General features: G+C 59.3%; 31 protein-coding genes and 4 pseudogenes. 16 read left to right on the plus strand and 19 right to left on the minus strand.

Annotation, left to right across the window (positions count from 1 at the left end; translation table 11 throughout):
* Nucleotides 1-39: 39 nt before the first annotated feature.
* The 3 genes and pseudogenes from N1937_RS04110 to N1937_RS04120 form a co-directional block, all read right to left on the minus strand.
* Nucleotides 40-635: pseudogene (locus tag N1937_RS04110) on the minus strand (general stress protein).
* Between the two features lie 16 nt (nucleotides 636-651).
* The gene (locus tag N1937_RS04115; protein WP_260057539.1) at nucleotides 652-966 is read right to left on the minus strand and encodes a PepSY domain-containing protein; all 315 of its coding nucleotides are present in this window, start codon (nucleotides 964-966) and stop codon (nucleotides 652-654) included.
* A 334-nt stretch (nucleotides 967-1,300) separates the two neighbouring features.
* Complete coding sequence (locus N1937_RS04120) at nucleotides 1,301-1,699, minus strand: RidA family protein (protein WP_260057540.1); 399 nt, start codon at nucleotides 1,697-1,699, stop codon at nucleotides 1,301-1,303.
* 137 nt (nucleotides 1,700-1,836) lie between these two features.
* On the opposite strand from N1937_RS04120, the gene N1937_RS04125 reads away from it, so the two are divergent.
* Both N1937_RS04125 and N1937_RS04130 read left to right on the plus strand, forming a co-directional pair.
* Nucleotides 1,837-2,448, plus strand: coding sequence for a TetR/AcrR family transcriptional regulator (locus tag N1937_RS04125; protein WP_260057541.1), 612 nt, complete (start codon nucleotides 1,837-1,839; stop codon nucleotides 2,446-2,448).
* 28 nt (nucleotides 2,449-2,476) lie between these two features.
* Nucleotides 2,477-2,794: a hypothetical protein gene (locus N1937_RS04130; RefSeq protein WP_260057542.1), complete on the plus strand. Its 318-nt coding sequence runs from the start codon at nucleotides 2,477-2,479 to the stop codon at nucleotides 2,792-2,794.
* A 2-nt stretch (nucleotides 2,795-2,796) separates the two neighbouring features.
* Here N1937_RS04130 and N1937_RS04135 read toward each other — a convergent pair whose 3' ends face one another.
* Entirely contained in the window at nucleotides 2,797-3,003 is a 207-nt protein-coding gene (locus N1937_RS04135; RefSeq protein ID WP_260057543.1) for a hypothetical protein, read from the minus strand.
* Between the two features lie 320 nt (nucleotides 3,004-3,323).
* Between N1937_RS04135 and N1937_RS04140 the strand changes: the two genes are divergently transcribed.
* The 9 genes and pseudogenes from N1937_RS04140 (at nucleotide 3,324) to N1937_RS04180 (ending at nucleotide 8,812) form a co-directional block, all read left to right on the plus strand.
* A complete protein-coding gene (locus N1937_RS04140; RefSeq protein WP_260057544.1) occupies nucleotides 3,324-4,013 on the plus strand; it encodes a transposase in 690 nt (229 codons plus the stop codon).
* 309 nt (nucleotides 4,014-4,322) lie between these two features.
* Nucleotides 4,323-4,685 (plus strand): MarR family winged helix-turn-helix transcriptional regulator, encoded by a 363-nt coding sequence (locus tag N1937_RS04145; protein WP_260057545.1) that lies wholly within the window; start codon nucleotides 4,323-4,325, stop codon nucleotides 4,683-4,685.
* A gap of 3 nt (nucleotides 4,686-4,688) precedes the next feature.
* A complete protein-coding gene (locus tag N1937_RS04150; RefSeq protein WP_260057546.1) occupies nucleotides 4,689-5,504 on the plus strand; it encodes an NAD-dependent epimerase/dehydratase family protein in 816 nt (271 codons plus the stop codon).
* Between the two features lie 260 nt (nucleotides 5,505-5,764).
* Nucleotides 5,765-6,070: pseudogene (locus N1937_RS04155) on the plus strand (alpha/beta fold hydrolase); the annotation flags it as partial.
* Between the two features lie 396 nt (nucleotides 6,071-6,466).
* Nucleotides 6,467-6,781, plus strand: a complete 315-nt coding sequence (locus N1937_RS04160; protein ID WP_003546150.1) for an ArsR/SmtB family transcription factor — start codon at nucleotides 6,467-6,469, stop codon at nucleotides 6,779-6,781.
* Entirely contained in the window at nucleotides 6,778-7,137 is a 360-nt protein-coding gene (locus tag N1937_RS04165) for an SRPBCC family protein (RefSeq protein WP_260057547.1), read from the plus strand. The genes N1937_RS04160 and N1937_RS04165 overlap by 4 nt, the downstream gene beginning before the upstream one ends.
* A 46-nt stretch (nucleotides 7,138-7,183) precedes the next feature.
* Entirely contained in the window at nucleotides 7,184-7,795 is a 612-nt protein-coding gene (locus tag N1937_RS04170; protein WP_162118189.1) for an ATP-dependent Clp protease proteolytic subunit, read from the plus strand.
* 376 nt (nucleotides 7,796-8,171) lie between these two features.
* Nucleotides 8,172-8,390, plus strand: a complete 219-nt coding sequence (locus N1937_RS04175; RefSeq protein ID WP_170278660.1) for a hypothetical protein — start codon at nucleotides 8,172-8,174, stop codon at nucleotides 8,388-8,390.
* 164 nt (nucleotides 8,391-8,554) lie between these two features.
* Complete coding sequence (locus N1937_RS04180) at nucleotides 8,555-8,812, plus strand: GlsB/YeaQ/YmgE family stress response membrane protein (RefSeq protein WP_017963287.1); 258 nt, start codon at nucleotides 8,555-8,557, stop codon at nucleotides 8,810-8,812.
* A gap of 78 nt (nucleotides 8,813-8,890) precedes the next feature.
* On the opposite strand, the pseudogene N1937_RS04185 reads toward N1937_RS04180, so the two are convergent.
* Nucleotides 8,891-9,140 (minus strand): annotated as a pseudogene (locus N1937_RS04185) (pyridoxamine 5'-phosphate oxidase family protein); the annotation flags it as partial.
* A gap of 115 nt (nucleotides 9,141-9,255) precedes the next feature.
* Between N1937_RS04185 and N1937_RS04190 the strand changes: the two are divergent.
* Both N1937_RS04190 and N1937_RS04195 read left to right on the plus strand, forming a co-directional pair.
* Nucleotides 9,256-9,408, plus strand: coding sequence for a hypothetical protein (locus N1937_RS04190; RefSeq protein WP_222387343.1), 153 nt, complete (start codon nucleotides 9,256-9,258; stop codon nucleotides 9,406-9,408).
* Complete coding sequence (locus N1937_RS04195; protein WP_222387342.1) at nucleotides 9,405-10,466, plus strand: Cj0069 family protein; 1,062 nt, start codon at nucleotides 9,405-9,407, stop codon at nucleotides 10,464-10,466. Before N1937_RS04190 ends, N1937_RS04195 begins: the two co-directional genes overlap by 4 nt.
* Before the next feature lie 292 nt (nucleotides 10,467-10,758).
* On the opposite strand, the gene N1937_RS04200 is transcribed toward N1937_RS04195, so the two are convergent.
* From N1937_RS04200 to N1937_RS04210, 3 genes are all read right to left on the minus strand, one after another.
* Nucleotides 10,759-11,613, minus strand: a complete 855-nt coding sequence (locus tag N1937_RS04200) for a DUF1236 domain-containing protein (RefSeq protein WP_017963290.1) — start codon at nucleotides 11,611-11,613, stop codon at nucleotides 10,759-10,761.
* Nucleotides 11,614-11,714: 101 nt separating this feature from the next.
* Nucleotides 11,715-12,110: a DUF1236 domain-containing protein gene (locus N1937_RS04205; protein ID WP_017963291.1), complete on the minus strand. Its 396-nt coding sequence runs from the start codon at nucleotides 12,108-12,110 to the stop codon at nucleotides 11,715-11,717.
* 145 nt (nucleotides 12,111-12,255) lie between these two features.
* Nucleotides 12,256-12,528, minus strand: coding sequence for a BON domain-containing protein (locus tag N1937_RS04210; protein ID WP_162118186.1), 273 nt, complete (start codon nucleotides 12,526-12,528; stop codon nucleotides 12,256-12,258).
* Nucleotides 12,529-13,324: 796 nt separating this feature from the next.
* Between N1937_RS04210 and N1937_RS04215 the strand changes: the two genes are divergently transcribed.
* Nucleotides 13,325-14,947: an arylsulfatase gene (locus N1937_RS04215; protein WP_260057548.1), complete on the plus strand. Its 1,623-nt coding sequence runs from the start codon at nucleotides 13,325-13,327 to the stop codon at nucleotides 14,945-14,947.
* Nucleotides 14,948-15,019: 72 nt separating this feature from the next.
* On the opposite strand, the gene N1937_RS04220 is transcribed toward N1937_RS04215, so the two are convergent.
* The 6 genes and pseudogenes from N1937_RS04220 to N1937_RS04245 all read right to left on the minus strand — a co-directional run bounded on the left by N1937_RS04220 (nucleotide 15,020) and on the right by N1937_RS04245 (nucleotide 18,525).
* Nucleotides 15,020-16,219 carry a glycosyltransferase family 2 protein gene (locus N1937_RS04220; protein ID WP_260057549.1) on the minus strand — a complete coding sequence of 400 codons (1,200 nt, stop codon included), beginning with the start codon at nucleotides 16,217-16,219 and terminating at the stop codon, nucleotides 15,020-15,022.
* Between the two features lie 302 nt (nucleotides 16,220-16,521).
* Nucleotides 16,522-16,697, minus strand: a pseudogene (locus N1937_RS04225) (DUF3606 domain-containing protein).
* A 127-nt stretch (nucleotides 16,698-16,824) separates the two neighbouring features.
* The gene (locus N1937_RS04230) at nucleotides 16,825-17,223 is read right to left on the minus strand and encodes a DUF6894 family protein (RefSeq protein ID WP_170281622.1); all 399 of its coding nucleotides are present in this window, start codon (nucleotides 17,221-17,223) and stop codon (nucleotides 16,825-16,827) included.
* A gap of 162 nt (nucleotides 17,224-17,385) precedes the next feature.
* A complete protein-coding gene (locus N1937_RS04235; RefSeq protein WP_170261919.1) occupies nucleotides 17,386-17,613 on the minus strand; it encodes a hypothetical protein in 228 nt (75 codons plus the stop codon).
* Nucleotides 17,614-17,782: 169 nt separating this feature from the next.
* Nucleotides 17,783-18,343 (minus strand): hydrolase, encoded by a 561-nt coding sequence (locus tag N1937_RS04240; RefSeq protein ID WP_170261918.1) that lies wholly within the window; start codon nucleotides 18,341-18,343, stop codon nucleotides 17,783-17,785.
* A 5-nt stretch (nucleotides 18,344-18,348) separates the two neighbouring features.
* Nucleotides 18,349-18,525 (minus strand): DUF3606 domain-containing protein, encoded by a 177-nt coding sequence (locus tag N1937_RS04245; RefSeq protein ID WP_260057550.1) that lies wholly within the window; start codon nucleotides 18,523-18,525, stop codon nucleotides 18,349-18,351.
* Nucleotides 18,526-18,945: 420 nt separating this feature from the next.
* Here N1937_RS04245 and N1937_RS04250 point away from each other — a divergent pair, with 420 nt between their 5' ends.
* Complete coding sequence (locus N1937_RS04250; RefSeq protein ID WP_017963299.1) at nucleotides 18,946-19,242, plus strand: DUF982 domain-containing protein; 297 nt, start codon at nucleotides 18,946-18,948, stop codon at nucleotides 19,240-19,242.
* Between the two features lie 254 nt (nucleotides 19,243-19,496).
* Nucleotides 19,497-20,105: a L,D-transpeptidase gene (locus tag N1937_RS04255; RefSeq protein ID WP_170257817.1), complete on the plus strand. Its 609-nt coding sequence runs from the start codon at nucleotides 19,497-19,499 to the stop codon at nucleotides 20,103-20,105.
* A gap of 196 nt (nucleotides 20,106-20,301) precedes the next feature.
* Here the strand turns inward: N1937_RS04255 and ftsH are convergent, their stop codons facing one another.
* From ftsH to N1937_RS04280, 5 genes are all read right to left on the minus strand, one after another.
* Nucleotides 20,302-22,143, minus strand: coding sequence for an ATP-dependent zinc metalloprotease FtsH (gene ftsH / locus N1937_RS04260; RefSeq protein WP_260057551.1), 1,842 nt, complete (start codon nucleotides 22,141-22,143; stop codon nucleotides 20,302-20,304).
* Nucleotides 22,144-22,155: 12 nt separating this feature from the next.
* Nucleotides 22,156-23,541 (minus strand): Do family serine endopeptidase, encoded by a 1,386-nt coding sequence (locus N1937_RS04265; protein WP_260057552.1) that lies wholly within the window; start codon nucleotides 23,539-23,541, stop codon nucleotides 22,156-22,158.
* Nucleotides 23,542-23,636: 95 nt separating this feature from the next.
* Nucleotides 23,637-24,002 (minus strand): SPW repeat protein, encoded by a 366-nt coding sequence (locus tag N1937_RS04270; RefSeq protein WP_017963303.1) that lies wholly within the window; start codon nucleotides 24,000-24,002, stop codon nucleotides 23,637-23,639.
* Nucleotides 23,999-24,349 (minus strand): DNA-directed RNA polymerase subunit omega, encoded by a 351-nt coding sequence (locus N1937_RS04275; RefSeq protein WP_222387789.1) that lies wholly within the window; start codon nucleotides 24,347-24,349, stop codon nucleotides 23,999-24,001. Before N1937_RS04275 ends, N1937_RS04270 begins: the two co-directional genes overlap by 4 nt.
* Before the next feature lie 9 nt (nucleotides 24,350-24,358).
* Nucleotides 24,359-25,006, minus strand: a complete 648-nt coding sequence (locus tag N1937_RS04280) for an ETC complex I subunit (RefSeq protein ID WP_260057553.1) — start codon at nucleotides 25,004-25,006, stop codon at nucleotides 24,359-24,361.
* Between the last annotated feature and the right edge of the window lie 69 nt (nucleotides 25,007-25,075).

Raw genomic sequence — 25,075 nt, forward strand, 5'->3', positions numbered from 1 at the left:
CTCCTCGCGAGGCGCAAGGAGGGTTGAACTCAAGGCCGATTAAACGGCTGTCCGCCGATACCGGTCGCGCTCTTGCGCGATCTGCTCGGGGGAGTAGCGATCGGGCGCGTCGTCGAACCGGGTCCATCCCTGCTCGTTATAGGCACGCCGGCGCCGACCGGGTCGACCCGGTTCGAACCCTGGAGGATGGCCTGCGCCTCGGAGGCGCGGGCGTCGTCGACCTTGGCCGTGACCAGGCTGCCGCCACGGCGGACACCTTCGGCATAGAGGTGGGCATCGTCTTGCGAAACACCCGAGTCGGTGAGGGCGCCGATCAGGCCACCAACCGCACCGCCAGTGACGGCGCCGGCGACAGCCCCGGCCGCAGTCACGGCGAGCCAGCCTGCGGCAACCGCCGCTCCGACACCAGGAATGGCCATCAGGGCCAGTCCGGTGAGCAGGCCGCCGGCGCCACCGACGGCAGCGCCGATGCCGGCGCCGATCGCTGCATCCTCAGCAACGCCGGAGCGATGGACCCGGCCAGCCTTGTTGGAGACGATACTGATGTCGTTCGAGGGAATACCTGCCGCTTCCAATTTGGTGACGGCGGAGCGAGCGTCCGAATAGTCGTCGAAAACTCCGGTTACAGTTCTCATCATGCTTCTCCTTGGGCTACCTGGCGACGATGTTGCCTCGATAATCGAGGGCGGAGACGGCTTTCCCGTCCTTCATGCCGCAGGCCATCCAGATCCCATTGTCGTCGAGCTTGAGATTCTTGACTTCGGTGTAACCCGCTTCCGCAATACGATCCTTCGCCTGAGCTTCGGTAAGGCTGTTGGCGCCCTCGACGGGCGCAGTCGGATTTTTGGTGTCTGGGATTACAACCGTAGATATATCTCCATCCGCAGGTGGAGCCGGTGTTGTCTGGGCAAGGGCTGCAACTGTAGACGCGCAGAGAATGGTCGCCGCAAAGGCGATCTTCTTCATACGTGGTTCCTCCACTTTGCGGATCAGATGAAGATCCTTGCGGTCAAAACACGCAGAGGCGATCTTTGTTCCCGGAGAACATGTGCTTGATTTTTCTATATATATGGCAAGGCAGGCGGCCTGTTGGACTATTCTCTATCGTGCCGGGCCAATGCAAGCAGACAACAATGGAAGGGACATCCGGTGATCCATGCCACGCCTACAGGAGGCTTCTGAGAGTGAGATCGGATCTTTAAATTTAAAGTTGTGATACTGTCTAATGGTCAGGAGGTGGCAGGGCGGGGCCGCTCTTCTGCCGGGCGCTTCGTGCGGCGACGGATGCGGCCCGCCGATGTCAGTGACTGCCCGGAATACGGGCAATGACCTTGATCTCGAAGTCGAAGCCGGCGAGCCAGTTGACGCCGATGGCGGTCCAATTAGGGTAGGGCGGCTTGCTGAACATCTCCTGCTTGACCGCCATGATCGTTCCGAACTGGTTTTCGGGGTCTGTGTGGAAGCTGGTGACGTCGACGATATCATCCAGCGTTGCGCCGGCGGCACTCAGCGTCGACTTCAGGTTTTCGAAGGCAAGCCGCACCTGGCTTTCGAAATCGGGTACGGGAGTCCCGTCCGAACGGCTGCCGACCTGTCCGGACACAAACAGCAGATCACCGGATCGGATCGCGGCGGAATAGCCGTGCTTTTCGTAAAGAGCGTGCCTGTCGGCCGGAAAGATTGCTTCGCGTTGGGTCATTCTGATCTCTCTTCATTGTTGACAACGACCCTTGAGCGCGACGTATTGCTTCACATTTCGCGCCTCGTTTGATATACGGTTCGTATGTGAAATGTATGGGATACGCATCGTATGTCAAGTCCATATACGCTTCGTATATGATATTGAGGGATGGAATGGCAAGGAAACGCAGCGAAACGATGCAGGAAAACCGCGCCAAGCTGATCGCGGCGGCGCGTAAAACCTTTGCGGAAAAGGGCTACTCCGCAGCATCGATGGACGAACTGACGGCCGACGTCGGGCTGACACGCGGCGCGCTCTACCACAATTTCGGAGACAAACGCGGGCTGCTGGCGGCGGTGGTCGATCAGATCGACACGGAGATGGCGGTGCGCGCGCAAGAGATCGGGGCGCGCGCAGGCAGCGATTGGCAGGGCCTGCTCGCCGAGGGTGCGGCCTATATCGAGATGGCGCTGAACCCGGAAGTCCAGCGCATCGTTCTGCTCGACGGACCTGCGGTGCTGGGCGATCCCTCGCAGTGGCCGAGCCAGAATAATTGCCTGCAGGTGACCAGGAGCACCGTTGCGCGCCTGATCGCTCAAGGCATGCTCAAGCCGCTCGACCCGGAGGCGGCCGCCCGATTGCTGAGCGGCGCGGCTCTCAATGCCGCCCTCTGGATCGCCGCGAGCGAACACCCAGAGAGCGTGATGCCAAAGGCGGTCGAGGCTTTTCAGGCCTTGGCGGCAGGTCTGCTTGCGGAGCCTTTGTGATCTGGCAAGGCCAAAGTTGAGCGAAGGGATGTTCACCGCAGTAACGGCGAAAGTGGCTCCTTCTCCTTACTCGCTCTTCGAAGCGAGAGAAGGGAAGCGGCACGGGCTGGATCGGTGGTCGTCGGTTTACCTTCGTCATTGGATGATGATGGGGGATGATGATGGGGCGATGGGTCTGCTTTCGGCCCAACAACCGGTCATTGACCGCCGCAAAGTCCGCCGCGAAACTCCAACTTTGCGACAGAGTTTTGCGGCAAGGATCCTCGAACGCTTTCAGGAAAGACCGGAGTGTCGCAAAAGTCAGGCAGACCGTCCGAAAACCCGAGCAGAGCGCGATCTCGCGTGAACCTACTTCAGGCCCAAACCGTCAATGAGATCGGCTCTGCCGATGTGAACCAGAGCCGAGATCAACGCGTTCTTTTCGTCCGACGGAGCTTGCTGAAGCTCCGCGGCGACAGCTTCCAAAACCTCAATATCACCATCCTCCGTGGAGGTCGCAGAACGTCGATCTAAATAGGAGGTGGCGATTGCCAGAGCGGCAGCTAGATTACGCATGTGCCTCTTTCGATAGTACCCGCCGTGCAGGCCAACCACGGCTCTGAGTCACAGTCGCAAATATCTCGCAAACGATCTGAACGCGTCCTGTGTGATTCCGTAGAATAGTCGTCCATGGTATGTTTTGCCATGGCACATCTTTCGGGAACGGATCGTTCGCAACTTCTACTTCTGCCTGAAGTTGTTGACGACTATGTGGGACCAGACAATCCGGTCCGCTTCATCGAGGCCTTCGTGGACGGCGTCGATCTTGCTGCCGCGCCGGCTTTGAGCGGGTTGCAGCGAAGGAGACGGGACGTCCGGGCTTCGATCCGGCCGACATGTTGAAGCTCTACATCTACGGATACATCAACCGGGTGCGATCCAGCCGCCGCCTGGACGCCGAGGCGCATCGCAACATCGAGGCGATCTGGCTGCTGCGGGGTCTGAAGCCCGACTTCCGCACCATCGCCGCCTTTCGGCGTGTGAACCGCTCGGCCTTCAGGAAGGTGTTCCGCGAGTTTGTCGTCCTTTGCCGCCAGCTCGACCTTTTCGGGCGGGAGTTGTTGGCGGTCGATGGCACGCGCATCAAGGCGGTCAACAACAAAGACCGCAACTTCACCCGCGCGGTGCTTTCGAAGTTCATGCGCGAGGCCGACGAGAAGCTGGCTGACTACATGAAGCGCCTCGATGACGGCGATGCCGAGGAAGAGCGTGTTGGCGGCAAAAGCGGCGTTTCTGGCTGCGGAGACGACAAACTCGCCGAGAAGATCGCGGCGATCAGGGACAAGCGCGCCCGGCACAAGGCGCTTCTGGAGGAACTGGATCGCACGGGCGAAGACCAGATATCGCTGACCGATCCGGATGCCCGCGCCATGGCGCGCATGACGAAGGTGGGCGTCGGCTACAATGTCCAGCTTGCCATCGATGTGAAGCACAAGCTGATCGTCGAACAGGAAGTGCGCACCCAGGTACTCGACCTGGGCCTTCTTGCACCGACGCACCAGAACCGCCTGGAAACGCCCTGTTGAGGCCACACGCCGCCCAAACGCCGTTGATCGCAAAATCTCCGGAAAAACAACATCGTCGATCAACAGCCGACGCGCTCAGAAGCACAGGCCTGCGGCGTTTTAGGACGGTCTGCAGGAGATTTGCGACGGCGCAGATGTCCAGTCTTCTTCGCCACCCACGGCTGACGGTCCCTGAAAGCCGGACTTGACATTTTGTATGGTGCCTGACATTATTGTCAGGTGACTAACAAATCGAATGAAACTCATTACGGGTCTGTCGGTGCTTGGGCGAAGCGGTGCTACCTCGCTGGTCGCGCGGCGATGGAGGCGATGCTCCGCCCCCATGATCTCGGCGCCACGCAGTGGTACGTTCTCTACCATCTGGCGCATGACGGACCGATCATGCAGCGCGATCTGGTGAAAATCCTCCAGGTCGAGCGAGCGACGTTAAGCGCGGTCATAGCCGTGCTTGTCCGCAAGGGGCTCGTGGAGCAGGTGCCGGATAGCGTCGATCAGCGGCAAAAGCTGCTCCGGATGACCGCGGCGGGCATCAAGCTCTGGGACGAACTGCCCGATCTGGCAGTCATTCACAGCATCGCGTTCGACGGCATGGACGACGACGCCGTCGCCGCAGCGGTCGAGGTTCTCAAGACCGCCACCGAGCGACTCGAGCAGCTCACAGAAAGGAAGTGATGTATGGCAGTCTTGATAACGGGCGTGACCGGCCTTGTAGGGGCCCGCCTCCTGCCTCGTCTCGTCGAGGCAGGTGTGGATTGTCGCGCCCTTGTGCGCGGAGGAAAAGACGTTCCTGCCGGCGTGACGGCAGTCGAGGGCGACCTACTCGATCGTTCGACGCTTGGGCAGGCGGTTGACGGTGTTACAGATATCATCCATCTCGCTGCCGTCTTCCGTACCCAGGACGCCGACCTGATCTGGAAGAGCAATCTGGAGGGGACACAAAATCTCGTCGGTGCGGCGAAGGACCATGCGTCCGAGGCGCGCTTCATCCTCGCGAGCACCAGCAACGTTTACGGCGCGGACAGCGCTCATCCCGGGCGCGAGGAGGATGCGGTCGATCCCAAACTCGCCTATCCCGCAAGTAAGTTCGCTGCCGAGAAGGCATTGCGGGACAGCGGTCTCAACTGGACGATCCTGAGGTTTCCCTTCGTCTACGGCGATGGGGACGGGCATCTGGAAGAACTGCCTAAGCACGCGGTCGCGGGCAGGTGGCATCCGGCGAAGCGGATCAGCACGATCCACCATCGCGACATCGCTACGGCCGTCAAACTAGCCTTGGACGGCGTGTTCGACGGTCGCATCGTCAATATTTCCGATGAGGCGTCGAGTTCAATATATGAGCTCGCGGCGTTGGTCGGCCAAAAGCTGGAGTCCTCCGCCGAGCCACTGGAAAGCCCTTGGCATCTCCATGTGGACGCCTCGCTGGCGCGTAGCCTCGGCTTTCAACCCAGCGTAAGGACGATTTACCAAGCCGTGCAAGAAGAGATCATGTGAATAGGGGATCTTCTGGCGCGCGATCGCTTCGCCTGAGCGCAGATGGGCGCGCGTTTTAGTTTACGCTTCCGGTTCGCCTGCGCGTCGGGTCTGCCGACTATCTGGTACCTGACCAATAGGAAGATCATCGGCTTTTGCGAATGGCTTAATGGCGAACGTTGGTCCGGCGCGATGTAGAGTTTGTGGCTATCAGGGGAACTTCCTTCGCTTGCACCAGACAACAGCAAAACAAGATTTCCATCCCTTCCACGCATGGCTGCGTGCATGGCTGGCCCGGCTCCTTCATCGAGTTTGAGGACCTCATTGCGCCGCTCGTCGCCGACGGGCACGATGTGGTCGTCCCATCGCTGCCGGGCTTCGCCTTCTCCAATCCCATCCGCGCGATATCCGGGCCAATCCGTATAGCTGAACAGTTTCACGGGCTGATGGTCGAGTTGTTCGGCGAGGCGCGCTATTCCGTGGAAGGTGGTGATTGGGGCTCCGGCATCGCCATCCACATGGCGTATCGCAACCCCGAAGCTGTTCTCGGCATCCACCTCAACATGGTCGCCATCAGGGCCGCCGATGTGCGGCCGACGACGACCGAGGAAGAGGATTGGCTCGCCCGTTTCGCCGCCAATTTCGGACGGGAGAGCGGCTACAGCCATGAACAGGGAACGCGTCCGCAGACACTCGGCGTCGCAATGGCCGATAGCCCCGTCGGCCTGGCGGCTTGGATTCTGGAAAAGTTCGGCGTGTGGTCGGACCTGCCCCGGCGCGGAGATGGCAGTCCCGGAATTGTCGCTCGGCGATCTGCGCGCCTTCGTTGCCAAGGTCCTAAACCGTCGTCGCCGATGTTTCAGGTCCGCTACGGGGATCGCCGCGAGTGCAAGAAATGGTCCTGGCAGGACGAGATTGCGCGACAACGGAAGCCATCGCGAAATAGACTTGCGAATCGCATAAGTGTGTGCTTATGTGTTGGCATGATCGAGAATGATATTTTCCGAGCCTTGGCTGACCCGACCCGCCGCGCGATATTCGAGAAGCTGGCGGCGGGCGGCATGAACGCCAGCGCCCTGCGTGAGGGCATGGAGATCAGCCAGCCGGCAATGTCGCAACACCTCTCGGTTTTGCGGAGCGCAAAGCTCGTGAGGGAAGAACGGCAGGGGCGTTTCGTGAATTACGAAGTCGATCCGGAGGGGCTGGCTCTCATCGCACAGTGGTTGGCGAAATATCGCGCCTACTGGCCTGCCCGCATCGAAGCTCTCAAGGTCTTGCTGAAGGATATGGACCAATGAACGATCAAAAGGCCAAGGAGCAGAAAGGCGGCATCGAACTGGAGTTCGATCTGGATGAACCGCCGCAAAAGGTCTGGCGGGCAATCAGCATTCCGGAATTTCGGGAAAACTGGTTGCCGAAAGACGCTTTAGCCGATCCCACCCCAGCCACGATCACACCTGGCGAGGAAGTCCGTTACAGCCTGCGCGACGACGCTCCACCTTTCCTTGAAAGCACGGTGACGTTCACGATCGTCCCGAACGCGACCGGCGGCACCCGCCTGCGTATTATCCACGAGCTTACCGACACGAGGCTTGACCGGATGGCGAAAACGGCCGCGAACAACAACGCTCCGGCCCTCATGCTCGCCGCCTGACGCGGCAAGCTCTCCCCTTTGATTTCTGGAAGATTGGAGTTCGCCGATGCGCGAAGCGATGCAACTCGTCCCTATGGTCATAGAACAATCCAGCAGAGGGGAGCGGTCCTTTGACATTTACTCCCGCCTTCTGCGCGAACGCATCATCTTCCTCAATGGCGAGGTCAACGATACCGTTTCCGCTCTGGTCTGCGCGCAGTTGCTGTTCCTCGAGGCCGAGAACCCAAACAAGCCGATCAATCTCTACATCAATTCTCCGGGCGGCGCCGTGACCAGCGGCCTTGCCATGTACGACACCATGCGCTTTATCCGCGCGCCGGTTCATACGCTTTGCATGGGGACAGCCCGTTCCATGGGATCGTTCCTGCTGATGGCAGGCGAGGCCGGCGGAAGAGCTGCTTTGCCCAATGCCAGTATCCTCATTCACCAGCCATCCGGTGGCTTCCAAGGGCAGGCTTCCGACATGCTGATTCATGCCGAAGAAATTCTGAAGACCAAGCAGCGCATGACGCGGCTCTACGCGGAGCATTGCGGACGCTCCTATGAAGACTTCGAGCGCGGGATGGATCGCGACCGCTTCATGACGGCGGAAGAAGCATTGGAATGGGGTCTTATCGACCGTATTCTAAAGGTTCGGGAAGCCGAAGTTCCCGATTGAAGCGACACTTGTTTTCCCAACTTTTGCAACTTCGCAGAATAGACGGTTTTGCGATGCCGGCAAAAGAGTCCAGGCCGGGCGGAACCGTTGCTGCGGCTATCGGTTAATCCGCCGAGGTCGCGGCGCGCCAATCGGACGTGACGGAGATGGTATACGCACCGGTTTTTCCGATTTCTCGGTGCAGGCAACGAAATGCCAGGCGAGCACCTTACCCGCCGCGATCTCATCCCAACAGGATTTGGCGAGGATCGACCGTCAGCCAGGGAAGCAAATCGATCGCTGTCTCCTGCGCGCGGAAACCGCCGCCCGCCATCAAAGGCGGAGGAACATGTGAGCGACCATGCTCCGTGTGGATCGATCAGAGGAGGAAAAGGTCATGAGCAAAAATAATTGGAAGGTCGGGCTTCGCGCCAAGCTGGAGCATCTCGTCGACGACTGCGTTGTGGCTGGGGCCAGGCAGCAGGACGTTTTCGATACGATCATCAAGGAGATCGGCAATCTGCGCGCAGCCCTTGAGCGCGATCCCGACCCTGCCGACGACGATGTTGCCGTCATAGAGGAGCCTGCGAACGATTGGCCGGCAGCCGACAAATGACCTGAAGCAGATCGGGGAGGGGCACGCGAGCGCTTTGGGGTGCTTATGGAACCAACTGGCGCGGCAAAGATTTACAGTCTTGTCGCTTGGCAATCGGTTTAACTTGGATCTGCGAGATCTGATTGCCCGCGCCGGCCGCTCATCATTCACAAGGGGGAATTGCTATGGAAAGTGCAGGTATCGGCTGGATCGCCGCAATCGTCATCGGCGGCATTGCCGGCTGGCTCGCCGAATTGCTCATGAAGAGCAACATGGGCGTGCTGATGAATATCATTCTGGGTATTGTCGGCGCCATCGTCGCCAACTTTATCCTGTCGCTCTTCGGCGTCGTCCTTGGCGGATGGCTGGGTTATCTCATCGCGGGCTTCATCGGAGCCTGTATCCTCATCGCTGTGGCGAGAATGGTCAGGCGGACGGCCTGATCAAACAGGAGGCGGCCTCGCAAACCGGCCGCCTTCATCGCGTTTTCGGGTTGGCGCTCACGCTTGGTCGTCCGGCGTTCAGGGATTGATCCAGCGGGAGGAGGTCAGCGCGCCCAGACGGTCGTAGGCAAAGACTGCGCGTCGATTGTCGGCATGGCGCAGCTGGAACCAGTCCAGCGTTTCGGCTCGGCCGAAGAAGGCCCATCCATCGGCGTCTGCGATCCTACCCTCGCTGGCCGATTTCATGGCCCGGCGGCCCGCCTATCCACGTGGTGCGCGGCGATCGCGGCAGCAAGCTCCGGGCCTCGGCCGCGCCTTCGCTTGCCGGCCTGCTTGACAGGGCGATCCTGCTTTGAGAGTTTTGGCTCATGGGGCAGCGATCGCCCCACGAGGCTAAGGCCGAAGAATCGCGTCCTTGAACCCGCATCAACGGAGGACGCGCCATGCCGTCATTTCTTGAAATCACACCTGACAAGCTGAATCTGATCGTCGGTACATCAGGCGCCCAGAGGCTGATCGACGTCCGCTGTCAGCAGGGACGCAAACTCGGTCAAGGCGCCTTCGCCTATCGCCTGTCGTTGGAGGTGCATCCATGACGAACTCGCCCTCAAGGATTGCCATCGTCTGGCGCGGCGACCGGGATGCCCGGTGCGCGGCGACGCCGCAGAACAACCGCTTCCACCGGATCTTCGAAGAACTCGCGGCAGTCGGCTTTGCGCCGGAGCCGGCCGTCTTCGACGAAGAGCTCGCCGACGAGGTCCTCGAACAGCTCCTTGCCGTCGACGCCGTGCTTGTCTGGGTGAACCCGCTCGATGATGGGAAGACGAGAGAGATCCTCGATCCGCTTCTGCGGCAGGTGGCGAAAGCCGGCCGATTTGTAAGTGCGCATCCGGACGTGATCCTCAAGATGGGGGTCAAGGAAGTGCTCTACGAGACCAGGCATATCGGCTGGGGCGTCGACACACGTCTCTATCGCACCGGCGCGGACTTCCGCCAGGCGTTCGTTCCAACCTTCCTGGCCGCCGGACCGCGCGTGTTGAAGCAAAACCGCGGCAACGGCGGACAAGGTATCTGGAAGGTCGAATTCACCGGAGCCCCACGCGGCGGTGGGACCTTGATCAGTGTGCTGGAAGCGAAATCAAGCAGTGTCCCTGAAACCATCGATCTTTCAGACTTCATTTCCCGCTGCGACACCTACTTCACCGAGGGCGGCTGCATCATCGATCAGCCGTTTCAGTCCCGTCTGCCCGAGGGCATGATCCGCTGCTACATGTCTGGAAGCAGGGTCGTCGGCTTCGGACAACAGTTGGTCAAGGCGCTGGTGACGCCACCGTCAGGACCTGGTGGGGAACCACTTCAGCCCGGCCCACGCATGATGCATCCAGCATCCGCAGAACCGTTCCAGACCTTGAGGACAAGGATGGAAAGCGAGTGGACGCCGGAAATGATGTCGACGCTTGGGATCGAAGCAGCGTCGTTGCCAATCATTTGGGACGCCGATTTCCTTTACGGGCCACCAGACACTGCAGGCAACGACACCTACGTCCTCTGCGAGATCAACGTCAGCTCCGTCTTCGCCATTCCTGACGAAGCCCCTGCGGAAATTGCACGGGCGATGGCGTCGCGGCTAGAGCAATCCAGCAAAAGTGCATAGCGTTTTTTGCGTCCGGAAGTGCGTGAAAACAAAGAGATAGAGTATTTTCGCGATTCGAAGAATAACGGAAATACTCTAAGCCGGTCGCGACTGTAACTCTGTCGCCGGCGCATCTTCTGATGTGCGTAGATCAATCCATGACATGCAGGGCGGAGACCGGCGGCACGCCATCCGCCGCCGGGACATGCCTGCTAAAGCAATTCCAGGAAAAGTGCGAAGCGGTTTTCCGTCCGGAATTGCGGCGAGACAAGAGGTTGAGCGGTTCTGCTTTTCGATGAAAAGCTGAACGGCTCTAGGCCTCGATGATGTAGACAATCTCGAGAGTATCGGGATCGACGATGATGATCCGGCCATCCGCAAGGATGAAGAAGCGGTAGCCTTCATACTGCGGAACGATCTTCACGATGCGGGGCGGCAGTGGTTCGAGACGAACCTTCTTCGGGATCTTCGTTCCGACGGAGACCGTGAAATTCACTTCCTTCACCGGCGCAACATGGACCTCCTTCACCGCTGTTCGAATTTCAGTCTGCTGTTCGACGGAAATGTTGACGTTGGTCTTGGACGTCTGATTGTTCGTCGTGGTGTTGTTGTTGACGTTGGTTTCGGAAGAGCTCTTGTTCGTCGTCGAAGAGTTCTGGTCGGTCGGCTGCTTCGTGGTGGCGGCGTTGCCGGAGCCCTCCGCAGGCTTGGCATTTTGCGTGCTGCTGTTCGTGCCTGAGGTGGCTGAGCCGCTTGTATCGGTGCTGCCGGACTTGGCGGCGGGCTTCTGTTCGGTCGTGGTGGCGCCGCCGGCGTCTTGCGATCCGGGTTTGGCTTCTGTCGAAGACTTGCCGGAGGCAGTTCCGCTCGTCGAAGAATTATCGTTCGAAGGCTGCCCGGCGCTCTTTTTCATGTCGGAGCCCTGGCCGGATTTCTGCTGCGATGACTGGTCCTTGCCTTGTGGGCAGGCTCCCGACGCGTCGGGGGTGCAGTCGGTGCCGGTGGTCTTGGAGCCGGACTGCGAACCGGCATCCGTACCGGTCTGTGAACCGGATTGGGCCTGGCCGCCGCTCTTTGTGTTCTGCTGGGCTGCGGCGGGCAATGTAGCAAGTGGCGAGACACTGAGTGACAGCGCCGCCAGGAGCATGGTGAGATGGTTGCTTTTCATGATCAATCTCCGAGGTTTCGGGCACGCGATTCCGTCCCGCATTCTCATGCGTTTGCATGCATGCCCTGATTATCGTAAGGGCGGCCGAAGCCGCCCGAAGGTCACTGAATGACCTGGATGACCTTCCGGGAGGAAGGTTCGACGATCACACGCTCATCATTGACGATCGCGTATGCATATTTGGGGTCATCGGGAACTGGCGTGACGACCACGGTCTCCGGCAGAGGTTGTCCGACGACGACCTTCTCCTTGACCACGACGCGCTTGGTCGGGGCGGGAGCCTGCTGAACATAGGTCACCACCTTCTGCGGCGGCGGTTCGATGGCGCTGCCTGCCACGCCGCCGGCGATGCCGCCGACAGCAGCACCGACCGGGCCACCAACGGCTGCACCCGCTGCAGCGCCGCCTGCTGCGCCCGTGACCGTCGACGACTGCGCAAAGGCTGACGTCGATGCCAACAGGATGCCGGCGGCGATTCCTACTAGTTTGGTATTCATCTGTTTTCCTCCTTGGATGCGGTTGGTCTTGGATGCGGTTGGTTCCGCTGCGCAGCCAAACCGAAAGATGGAGGAAGTGTTCCTGACGTGGGACTTCATGCCGGGGTTTGCTCAGACCTTCGTCCTATCGGCAGGATTCGGTTGTCTACTGCGGGGGAAAACGGCTCAGCATCCGGTCCTGGACGTTCTCTTCGCCGACGATCATCGCAGCAAGCGAGATGGCTTTCTCGCGGTCTGCGGCGTTGCTTATATAGCCTTCGAGCAGGACGACAGGACCGAGCATCCTGATCTCGATCGCACTGCTGTCGATATCCGGATCGGCGGAAAGCGCCGCTTCGATCGTCGCGATGGTCGACGCCGAACTGTGGCCTTGCGAGCAGCGCTCTTCGTGATTGGAGTGATCGGGGCCGAACTTCATATTCTCCTCCTATCCGCCCCTCCACGGACCTTCACCTTACCTCGCATGACATATGAGCAGCGTCTCCTGACGTCGCCAGCCGGACTTAAGTCCGACTTTCCTTCGGCCCGATCCGGCTTAGATTCTCCTGATCCTTGTTGAAAGGACATCAGGGAGGTTTTAGCGATGTCGCTGAGTTCCAGTCAAAACCTCCCTGATGATTTATCGATCAGTGCCAGCGGGAGAACCCGTCTTGCGAGGTAAAGGGAGGCGATCGGCCGATGGTACCTTCACGGTAAATCTCGTGTTTCGATGTCGAGCATCGGGGCCATTTGGAATGGCAACGATGGGCCAACATCAATTGAGGCGAAACTAGGAAAATTGGTGGCGGCCGGCCGGGCACGCGTCCGCAGTCACGGCTTCGCCCCGATCACTTGTCTATTCTTGTGTCAAATCACACGAATTCAGCCGACCTGCTCTACCGCCAACGCTCCTGCTATCGGCACGCGAATAGCGAGCGTTGAAAGAGATGTCTGTTTCCTTTCAAGAAATTCCAGAACGGCCACGGCTGCCCCAAGGTACAATATCGCGGCGGAACGCCGTTTGGTAGGTTGCGCGCCGTGAGCCTCCTTTCATAAACCAAGGGACCTCACGCTCGGGCGGTGCCGGTCCCACTTGACGACCGTCCGGAACTGAAATTGCTCCAGTTGTTTCGATTGAATTCAGAGTGAATACGCGACTGCGGCGCTCGTTGAATTTTGCTGCCGTGCGTTCTGATGAATCATCGTTCGGCCGGAAATCACAACGGAGGAGTCACATGTATCGCAAGATCATCTGCGGCCTCGGAGCATTGGCTGCTTCGGCCGTTCTCTGGGGCGCGCTCGTCGTCCCGGCGCAGGCACAAGAAGCGCAAAAGCCCAACATCGTCGTCGTCATGGGCGACGACATCGGCATGTGGAACATCGGTGCCTATCACCGCGGCTTGATGGCCGGCCGTACGCCGAACCTCGACAAGATCGCCGCCGAGGGCATGCTGTTCTCCGACTATTACGCCGAGGCGAGTTGCACGGCGGGCCGGGCGAACTTCATCACAGGCGAGCTTCCGATCCGTACCGGCATGACCACCGTCGGGCAGGCAGGTGCCAAGACCGGCCTACCGGCGGAAGCGGTGACGTTGGCGACTGCCCTCAAGGACATGGGTTATGCCACCGGCCAGTTCGGCAAGAACCATCTTGGCGATCTCAACGAGTTCCTGCCGACGGTTCACGGGTTCGACGAGTTCTTCGGATATCTCTATCACCTCGACGCGATGGAAGATCCCGCGCATCCCAACTACCCGCAGGACTTGCTGGACAAGGTCGGGCCGCGCAACATGGTCCATAGCTGGGCAACGACAACAGACGACGCGACCGTAGACGCGCGCTGGGGGAAGGTCGGCAAGCAGAGAATCGAAGACGCCGGCACGCTCTATCCGAAACGGATGGAAACGGTGGACGACGAGATCCGCGACCAAGCCTTGAAGTTTGTGGAAAAGGCCAAGGCGGAGAACAAGCCTTTCTTCCTGTGGCTCAATCCGACGCGCATGCACGTCATCACTCATCTCTCGCCCAAATATGAGGCGCTGCGGACTGCGGCGAATGGCTGGTCGCTCCAGGAAGCCGGCATGGCTCAACTTGACGACGACGTCGGCTTGGTGATGCAGAAGCTCAAGGATCTAGGCGTCGACGACAACACCATCGTCCTGTTCACCACCGACAACGGCACGGAGACATTCACGTGGCCGGATGGCGGCAACACACCCTTTCGAGGGCAGAAGGGTACGATCTACGAGGGCGGCTTCCGCGTGCCGGCATTTATTCGCTGGCCAGGCCAGATTCCTGCCGGAACTGTGGAGAATGGCCTGATCTCCGGACTAGACTGGCTGCCGACTTTCGTGGCCGCTGCCGGAAATCCGAACATCACGGACGAACTGTTGAAGGGAAAGCAGATCGGCGACCGGACCTATAAGAACCATCTCGACGGCTACAACCAGCTGGATCTGCTCACTGGCAAAGGCCCGTCGAAGCGCCACGAGATCTTCTATTTTGGCGAAAGCACGCTGGGCGCAGTGCGTATCGATGACTACAAGTATCGCTTTATCGAGCAGCCGAATGGCTGGCTCGGAGCCAAGGACCATGTCGACGCGCCCTCGATCACGAACCTGCGCCTCGATCCCTTCGAACGGCTGGGCACGCCGGCAAACGGAACGCTGGACGGCGCACAGGGCTACTTCAACGAATGGTTCATGTTCGAATTCTGGCGCTTCGTGTTTGTCCAGCAGGAAGTCGGCAAGCTGGCGGAAACGGCCATCGAATTCCCGCCGATGCAGAAAGGCGCGAGCTTCAACCTCGACGCCGTCAAGGCGCAAATCGAGGCGGCTAGAGCTGCAATGGCGAAATAATCGAAAGTATGCTGCGGGCGGCTTGCAACGGCCGCCCTCTGGCCTCCACGAAACCACCGCTGGGATGCCGGCTCAAATGTCCGCTTTTCGCGTCCGGCTGCGGAGAAGGGACTTGTGATTTATAGCCACCGGAGCGAACCCGTTCGCTAGAGGCTCAAGGATTGAGCTCAGCTTGGCATCCACCTCTGTCAGCCGCATCAGGTGTCGTCGAAATTGCGCGGTCTCGTCCGGTCGTTCGACGGGGGAAGGGGCAATTTGCGGGTCGAATTTCGGCCTGTTCATTCGCGGTGGAGCTTGACCGTTTGCTGTTGTGGTCACGAGACGAAGACAGCGTTGTATCAGGCGCAGGCATTTATCGAGTACAAGTCGAACCACGAAATATGGCTCGCTTCGTGATATCGACCAAATGGTCACAAGTGACAGATAGGTGTCCCTGGCTTGTTGAAATTCCCAAAATGCATACTTCTGGGTAGCGTTGGTTGCGCTTTTCATTGCGTATTTTGGAAGCGGAGCATTTGCGGCCAGCGAACGCCTGACAACTTCCAGAGCGCTTTGGCCCATTTGCAGGTGATTGGACGACATGTTGCCGGGATACTGCCTGTATCCCACCAGGCGTTCAGGGATGACCTCGACATGATAGCGCGCTGCCAGCCTGAGTTCGAAATCGAGGTCTTCGCAGCCGCCAATTCCTGCTGCAGCATAGGAGCTGTCAAATCCGCCAATCTCGAGCGCGACATCTCGACGGACAAGAAGCGCGCTTCCGTTGCCAACATATTTGAAAGTCAGATGCCGGGCGTAGATGTATCCTCTGGCGACAACCGGCCGGCAGGAGCGAATGATCTCATCGTCGTGATTGATGATATAATGCAGCACATACACGGCGGCCCACTGTGGGGATAAGCGCTCGAGAGCATTTACCTGCTTTTCGATTTTTGTCTGGTGCCAGAGATCGTCCGCGTCAAGGAATGCCAAAAATCGACCTGTTGATGCCTGGATGCCGGTGTTCCTTGCAGCGGCAACGCCGCGATTTGCCGTGGACAGCAGGCGAATCCGGGAATCTTCCAGTGCCACTTGCTCGACCACCTTTGCGGTATCATCGGTAGAGCCGTCATTGACGACTATGATTTCCAGGTTCCGGTAGGTCTGGCGCCCGGCAGATCGAAGTGTACGTTCAACGAAGCGGGCAGCATTGAAGGCGGGAATGACCACTGAAACCAGCGGCTGGGTCACATGACGAACGTCCCTCAGATTCTTGTCTGAAGAGGAAAACATTCCAGATCTCTCATTCGGCCGAACACTGATTATAGTCGTTCTGATGATGGGTGATCGCTGGGATTGTCGCGGTGTTCCTGCGGATAGGTTGGACGCTGAGTGTTTAGATCTCAACCCTTCACGTTGGGAGCACCGCCGTCTAAATGCATGGGCAAAAAAGGCAGAACAGTCAAACCGCATCCTAACTTCGTTGCGGGCAACCGAAAATAGACTTTGGTCCGATGCAGCTGACGGGGTACGGAAACGTACGAGCCGCGGGCGTCCCGCATGGACGTGCCACAGTGACCGTCCAACGGCGCTGTTCACTTACGGTCGAGTTTGTCTTCGACCTTCTTGCGGCTGTTGCCGACCGCCTTGACGGTCTTCTTTACCGCGTCTTTTGGCACGCCTTCCTCCGTTGCCTCGTACTTCACTTCGTGATCTGGCCGCCAGCGACGCGTGCGCGGTCCTGAGCGCGGCTTCGAGATGGTGTTGCCATATTTGAAGTTTTCCTTTCGGTTTCCAGGAAGAAACCGAGGCTGATTTAACAAGTCCCCTCGCACCTCGCATGCGCGATGACGGGTTTAATCCAACTCCAAAAAGAAAGCCCCGCGCGAGAGACGGGGCTAGTAATTTTCGACAGAAGGAGTGGGTCGCACAGAAGCAGCGAAGGGTCGCGGCGTCAAACTTGGCTCCGCACGGCCCGGCCCCTTACTCTCACTGAACGAATTGGTTCCGGAGCCGGCGGATGTACCCAAGAAGGAGGAACTACTCGGTTGGTGGCTTCTCGCGATCTCGGTGATGGCGGCATCGACGGCAACCTCGCGAAGGATCGTGCCTTCCTTGCCGCAGATCGCGATGCCAAGCGGAATTCTTTGCTTTCTGGACAAAAGAGCCGTTGCGACTATTTCTTGAAGCCTCTCCCTGGCTGCTTCAATTGCAACAAAAAGGTCGGGGAATTCCCGGCCCTCGGTGTCCAATACCGAACCATCCATGTGCGTGATATGAAAGTACAGCGTCAGCAAGGCACACCTCCTTCACAGATGGCCACTAACGCTTGATCTGCTTCAGAAGTTTCGGTCAAAACCGTACAGTTGCTCGAGCGGCGCCAGCGCAGAGCTTGGAGGAGCAGCCACCCAGCACCAGAGACGGGAACTCGTGAGACAGGCGCGCACGGCAACTCTGCTTCACTGCGCATCGGGCGGGTCGGCGACCGGTCCATCAAGTCTCTTGGAGAGCTCGAGCGGCAGCGCTTCACGAAATCCCGTTGTCTGAATCAGATCCACGGCGGTCGTAAGCGCAAGTCTGCCGCGACGGCTATCGATGGTGCAATGATGCTGTGAGCACCAGTCCCGCACCGTATCGATGACACATTCGACATCCTGGTCGGAAAGAGAAATCAGGGATTGCAGCATCGTTTGCTCCACTATTCTCTAGCGCAGAGAGACGACGTCTCTCCAGGTTCAAGATGACAAAAGATCTGTGTGACCAAAAAGATAGTGCAGTTTTGTGACGATTTAAATGAGCGCATGCGAACGGAGCGATATCGTACGTTCTGGTAGCCGGCGCCGAAATGGACCAGCCTCAGCGTCGGCCTTCTTTCACGACTGATCCCTGGGTCGCGTTCACTTTAGCTCGCCGTGCGTCAGCCTTTTGGCGGCTCGAAGAAAGCAGAGCGTCAAGCCGAACCGGCTGGAGTTCACGCGCATCGACGCCGACATCGAACTGACGGGGGACCGGCTTCAGCCTGCCGTGGGAGTGTCCGTGCAGATTAATCGAGCCCTTGCCCATCTTATTCCAGGTTCTAAACGCGTAGTGGCATAGCACCAGATGGTAGCCGTCCAAGGTCAACTCTTTGTAATGCTGGACGCTGCTCCAGCCCGATGCATCGGTCGTCGCCTCTGAATCATTGTTGCCGACAATGAGATGTTTCCTGCCGTGCAGGCTGTCGAGGAGCGTGTCGCAATCGCCCGCCCGCGATGACATGAAGTCGCCCAAATGCCAAACTTCGTCGTCGATACCGATGATCAGGTTCCAGTTCCTGATGAGGGCGACATCGTGGGCCACGATATCAGGGAAGGGTCGCCGATCGATGCGAAGGACGCGGGAATCGCCGAAGTGGGTGTCGCCGGTGAAGAAGATCATGCTGATCACCTATGATCGAGTCTGTCTTCGACCTTCTTGCGGCTGTTGCCGACCGCCTTGACGGTCTTCTTTACCGCGTCTTTTGACACGCCTTCCTTCGTCGCCTCATACTTCACTTCGTGATCCTGGCCGCCGCCGCCGCGCGCGCGGTCCTGAGCGCGGCCTCGAGATGGTGTTGCCATGTCTGATGTTTCCCGTTCGGTTTCCAGGAAGAAGCTGAGGCTGATTTAAGAAGTTCCCTCGCCTCGCATGTTCGCCGATGCGTTCAAAACAACCTCAAAAAGAAGCCCCGCCAGCTGATTTGCGACAGAAGGAGTGGGCCGCACAGAAGCAGCGAAGGGTCGCTGTGTCAAACTTACCTCCGCACCACCCAGCCCCTTACTCTCACCGAACGAATTGGTTCCTGAGCCGGCGGATATACCCAACGAGGTGGAACTACTCGGTGGGCGGCTTTTCGTGATCTCGATGATGCTGTGAGCGCCGGTCCCGCACCGTATCGATGACACATTCGACGGTGACGATCTCGGCCAAACCGTGATCTTGAACAGCCGATATTCGTTGCCTAAATCAAAGGCACTCAATGCCATGAAAGGAGGTAAACGATGGCACTCGATACTTTTGAACACCCGATCTACGCGCAACGAAAGTACTTCGTGCAGGAGATCGCTGGGCTTGACGATGTCTTTGACTTTCTCGACGAATGGCCACAGGAGAAACGCGATATTACCTACGAGGTAATGTTGGAGGCCTGCCGGAAAGCAGCCAATCGCCAGCTTCCCGCGTCGGTCGTGGCGGCGAATTTCAGCCGCTTTCTCAAAAAGCATGGCAAGCTTGCAGACATAGAAGATGTGCCCCTGCACCTGCGGCGGTTCAGCGATCGAAATGTCTCGGGTATTTAGGACCGAAGGCGATGGGCGCCGGCCAGAGCGGCCGATGGGGCGCGTTGCGCTCCTGCCGTATCCGTCGAAAGCGACCGTGATTGGTTGCGCCGCCCCCGTGGAGCTGCGCAGGCCGAAGCGCCCCGCAGCTTCCGCGACGTGTTCACACGAAGTCAGGGCTGAGAAACGGTCGCGCATGACATGGACACCGCGGCCTTAGTGCCGCCACAGAATTGGGCCCAATCACGCTTGTACAACGAGCGGATAGCGACGAAATGAGAGTACTGGTTCTTGTGGCAGCGCTCTTGCTGACGGCCTTTGCGGCGAGAGCACAGGTTTACGGACCTTATGACGGGTATGACGATTATGGTGGCGATGTCTATGATGATCCATACAGCCTCTACCCACCGATCCCAGATTATGAACCGGTTCCTCGCCATCGTGACTACCTGCCCGATCGCGGGCCGCTGCCAAGACAAAGCCCGGGAGGCACGATCTTAATAGTGACGAGTCAGCATACGCTCTACTACACGACCCCATGGGGCGAGCAGTACGCGTATCCGATCGCCGTGGGTCGTGAAGGCAAGCAATGGTTCGGCTCCACGCGGGTCGTATCCAAAAAGGAGCATCCTGAATGGAGGCCAACGGCGAGCATGCGTCAGAAGAACCCGAAGCTTCCGACTGTCGTAAGGCCCGGCCCCTCCAATCCACTCGGAACGCGGGCCATCTATCTCGCCGATGGACTGCTGCGCATTCACGGCACCAACGACCCTTCATCCATCGGCACCAACGCATCGAGCGGGTGCTTTCGGATGTATCGCCAAGACGTCGAGGAACTTTACGAATTGGTCCAGCCCGGAACTCACGTCATCGTCCGACGATGAGCCTTGGCCGATAAGAACGCTCGCACTGCGGTGGTCTGAAGCATTCGTCGCCCCAATGCGCAACGCTCTATCCGTCTGTTTTTACGCAATTCCGGACGGAAAACCGCTTCACACTTTTCCCGGAATTGCTTTAGTCTAAAGACGAGGCGGTTGCGACTGTGCAAGCCGGATCCTGCCGCGGCAAGCGGGGCGCCATTCATGCTGTGCGCCCGCGTGCCGGCTGTTCAACGGTCTCTACAAACGCCTGCAATTCACGCTCATCGAGAGTTTCCTTCTCAAGGAGAAGCCTTGCGGACCGATCCAGTATCTCTCGTCGCTGTCCGAGGAGCTCCACCGTTCCATCGAAGACATGGTCGACGATCCGGCGGATCTCCTGGTCGACCCTCGCTGCAGTCTCATCGGAATAGTCGCGCTCCTGCGGACCGTAATACAGCCGATCAGCCTCCAGTAAGGAGCGCCGGTCTTTCTCCAGAGCCACGTGTCCCAGCTTGTCGGTCATACCGTAGCGTGTGACGATCGCGCGGGCAATGTCGGCAACTTTAACGAGATCGTCAGCAGCGCCGGTCGAAAGATGGCCAAAGACGATCCATTCCGCCGCGCGGCCACCGAGCAGCACAGCCATCTTGTTCTCCAGTTCCTCCCGCGTCATCAGGAAGCGATCCTCGAGTGGACGCTGGACGGTATAGCCGAGGGCGCCGACCCCTCTGGGAATGATGGATACTTTGTGCACCGGATCGACGCCGGGCAGCGCCATGGCGACCAGCGCATGTCCCATCTCATGATAGGCGACGATTTCACGCTCCCTTGGATTGAGCAGCCGATTGCGCTTTTCGAGACCGGCGACGATGCGTTCGACGGCGTCATTGAAATCGGCCATCGTTACCGCCTCCGCCCGACGGCGCGTGGCGAGCAGGGCTGCCTCGTTGACGAGATTGGCGAGGTCGGCGCCGGTGAACCCTGGTGTGAGCGCGGCGATCTTTTCCGGTGAGACATCCGCCGCGAGCTTCACTTTCTGAAGGTGGACGCCGAGAATCTGGAGTCGGCCCGACTTGTCCGGCCGATCCACCAGCACTTGCCGATCGAAACGACCGGCCCGCAGCAGAGCGGGATCAAGAATCTCTGGTCTGTTGGTCGCGGCCAGCAAGACGAGGCCAGTGGAGGGATCAAAGCCATCCAGCTCCACTAGAAGCTGGTTCAGCGTCTGCTCCTTCTCGTCGTGCCCGCCAGCCATGGAACCAATCCCACGAGCGCGGCCGAGGGCATCAAGCTCATCGATAAAGATGATGGCGGGTGCTTTGGCGCGCGCCTGCTCAAACAGGTCCCGGACCCGTGCTGCGCCGATACCGACAAACATTTCCACGAACTCCGACCCGGAGATCGAGAAAAAGGGCACACCGGCTTCGCCCGCGACGGCGCGCGCCAAAAGCGTCTTACCGGTTCCAGGTGGACCCACTAAAAGCACACCCTTTGGCATACGCCCGCCAAGGCGGCCGTAACCCGCCGGGTCCTTCAGGAAATCAACGATCTCCTTGAGTTCGTCCTTGGCCTCGTCGACGCCGGCGACGTCCTTGAACGTCACGCCAGTGTCGGTCTGGACATAGATCTTCGCCTTCGATTTGCCGATCTGCATCAGGCCTCCGCCGAGCCCACCGCCCATGCGCCTGATCATGAACATCCAGACTCCGATAAAGAGCGCCACCGGGACGAGCCAGGACAGCAGATCGCGCAGGAATGTGCTCTCGATCTGACCTGTCACGATGACTCCGTATTGCCGGAGCTGCTCGGCCAGATTGGGCTCGACGCGTGTCGTGACGAAAAAGGGGCGCTCATTCTGAGGCTCCTTATACCGGCCTTGGATAAAATTGTCGGAAACGGCAACCTCGGCGATCTTCCCCTCCTTGAGATCCGTCTCGAACTGGCTGTAGGGAATCCGCGCAATCTGGTGAGTAGTCGCGAAAAAGGACTGAAATGCCGCAAGAAGCAGGAAAGCGATAATCCAGTACCAGATGTTGAACCGCGTCTTCCTATTCATCTCCATGGCCGACTACTCCTACCGGATTACCAGAAGGAGTCGCGCACCCTCACGGATCAGTTCAAGCGCCAATACGCTAGGTTTTTCGGCGATCCTGCGCTGCAACTCGGTGACGGAAGCGACCGGAACTCTATTGAGCGCGACGATCATGTCACCTGCTTGAAGGCCGGCGCCGGCAGCCGCGCTGCCGGAAGCCACCTTTTCGATCACCACGCCGTAACCTCCGGCTTGCTGCGCCTCTTCGCCAGAAGCATTCCTCATCGTAGCGCCCTCGAGCGGCGTGCCGGAGAGAGTTGCGGATGACCGATCGTCCATCGCAATGGTAGCCGTGATCACCTTCTCCTCGTCGCCGCGCTTCACCGTGAGGCTTAGCTTGCTGCCGGCAGGCATGAGGCCGATGCGGTTCCTGAGGTCGGTCGCACCACCGATCGGGCGTCCGTCAGTTGCGGTGACCACGTCTCCGGTCTTCAGTCCGGCCTGTTCAGCCGGCGAGCCCGACTCGACGTTGGCGATCAGTGCGCCGCGGAGGTCACCGAGTCCGAGAGCCTCCGCCAACTCCGGCGTCAGATCCTGGATGCCGATGCCTAGCTCGCCGCGCTCCACCTTGCCGTGCGCGATCAACTGGTTCATGACCGACGCCGCCATGCTGCTTGGCACGGCAAAGCCTATACCGACGCTGGCTCCGGCGGGGCTGAGAATTGCAGTATTGATGCCGACCAATTTGCCGTCGAGCGTCACCAGGGCACCACCTGAGTTTCCAGGGTTGATCGAGGCATCTGTCTGGATGAAGTCCTCATAGCCTTCGATATTCAGACCGCTTCGCCCCAATGCGCTGACGATGCCTGAGGTCACAGTCTGGCCAAGCCCGAACGGATTGCCAATCGCTACGACGTAGTCACCGACTTTGAGTGCATGAGAATCCCCGATCTGAATAGCGGTAAGGTTTGGAGCATTGACCTGCAACAGAGCGATGTCCGTGTCCTTGTCGCTGCCGATCAATTTGGCCGAAAGCTGTCGTCCATCCTTCAGCGTCACAGAAATCTCACTGCCCTCGTCGACGACGTGATGATTGGTAAGCACATATCCTTTGGCGGCGTCGACGACGACGCCGGATCCTGCACTCATCCTCGGTCGTTGTTGCTGTTGCGGCAGATTGAAGTAGCGGCGGAAGGTGGGATCGCTGAAGAGAGGATTGTCTCGCGACGGTGCGCGGGAGACGACCGCGATGTTGACGACGGCCGGCGTGACTTGTTCAAGCATCGGCGCCAGAGATGGAAGTGACGCCGAAGAGGTGCCAGATTCCCGGGTCTGCGAGGTGACCGGCGCTATCGTAAGCAGGATTGCTGCAAAGGCGATCACGACTGACGCGGCAATCCTGTGAAATCCCTGGCGGATATCGAACATGGTTTGCTCCTTGGATTTGACGGGAGGTCAATGCCGCCCAGCCGCAACGCAAACTAAGAAGCGGGCCCGGAGTTCCGGGCCCGCTCGCATTTGCCTCAAGTGGTCGACAGCGGGTGGTTGTGAGTGAACCAGATGCTGCCCGCGGCCAAAACCGCGACCACGATGCCGGCAATCAGATGTGCCCACATTGCAGCGGCCACGGCCGAGAAACCCAGGACCCATGGCGCCACGACAGACCAGACGCCGAGCACCAGGTTGATCCATTCTTCCGCCTCGTAAAATGCGAAGAGCGCGGCGGCGGCGATCACGGTGATGGCAGCGCCGACAATCCAGGCATTCCACGGAGCATAAGCCTCGGTTGCGAAACCAAGGAGCCAGGGTGACAGGAAAAGAGCCAGCCCAGCAACGATATTGATGATATCGAATGCTGCACGGTCCTTCGAAGACTGAGACTTCATCATTGTCGTTTCTCCTTCTTGTTTGCATCATCATTGAACCGCCTCCGGTGGCGTGGAGACGGGTGCTGCAGCGGCGATCGTTCGCCGTTGCCGCGAAGGCGAGTGGCCGGATCGGCGGAGTGAAGTCGCTTTGTCCCTGCCGGTCCGCCCAGAAAGGGTGCGAGCTCGCTGCTGGTGAACGAGCCCCTTGCAATCTCCTGCAGCGCGAGTTCGCTGACGCAGGCATCTGAAGGATCCAGCCTCGGCTCCGCCCCTCGATAAAGGGCGCGGCTTCGTGCGGCCGCAGCCATAGTCAGCGCGAACCTGTTGGGCAGGATCTTCTCGCAATCGAAGACGATAGATGGGTTCATGGCTCCACCTCACGCGGCATCTCGGTTGATCGTCGGCTGAAGATCTCGCCTCTCGACGTTGCGCTCGAGGTCAAGCAGTGCCTGCAGCGTCCGATCTCGGACAACGTCAGCAGGCGATGGCCATGTTGCGGGTTCATAGACGTGGGTCTGCAAAGCGGGGCCTTGTGCCTGTCCGCAGATCTTCTGACATGCGGCGGGACCGAGCCGTTGCAATGCAGCGTCGGAGAAGGCACGAGATGGCCGGCGCGTTTGCTGGCGGGTTCTCTGCTTTGTGGACGCCGCGGCGCTACTCGCCTGACGCTGCACCCTGTAGGTCAGCCCCTGGCGCTCCGCATATCGGATTGCTGATTCAAGGGTTGGAAATTCCAGCTCAACCTGCGTGAGCGTATCGGTACTGCCCGTATAGCCCATCAAAGGCTCGATGAACGGTGCGCTACGGCGCTGGAAGACGAGCCGCCAGTCTTTCGTTCGCCGGGTGCCTGACGTCATCGCCGAGCGCGATGGCTTGAAGATTCGGGCGACAGCATCCTCGGGAAATACCGAGCGGCCGAATGACAGAGGCTTCCGCTGGTTGTCGTTTGCTGGCCAGCTATCCGAAACAGCCGTATGTGGTTTCTTCGTCTCTCTGTTGTGCGTCTCTCTGTTAACGTCCATCATCATATCCCTCCCTATCGGCGAAGGATGCCGACGGCCGCCACAAGGCCGGCCGTCGGTTGGGTCAATTGG

Origin of the sequence: Rhizobium sp. WSM4643 (genome assembly GCF_025152745.1) — a bacterium.
Taxonomy (GTDB): domain Bacteria; phylum Pseudomonadota; class Alphaproteobacteria; order Rhizobiales; family Rhizobiaceae; genus Rhizobium; species Rhizobium leguminosarum_I.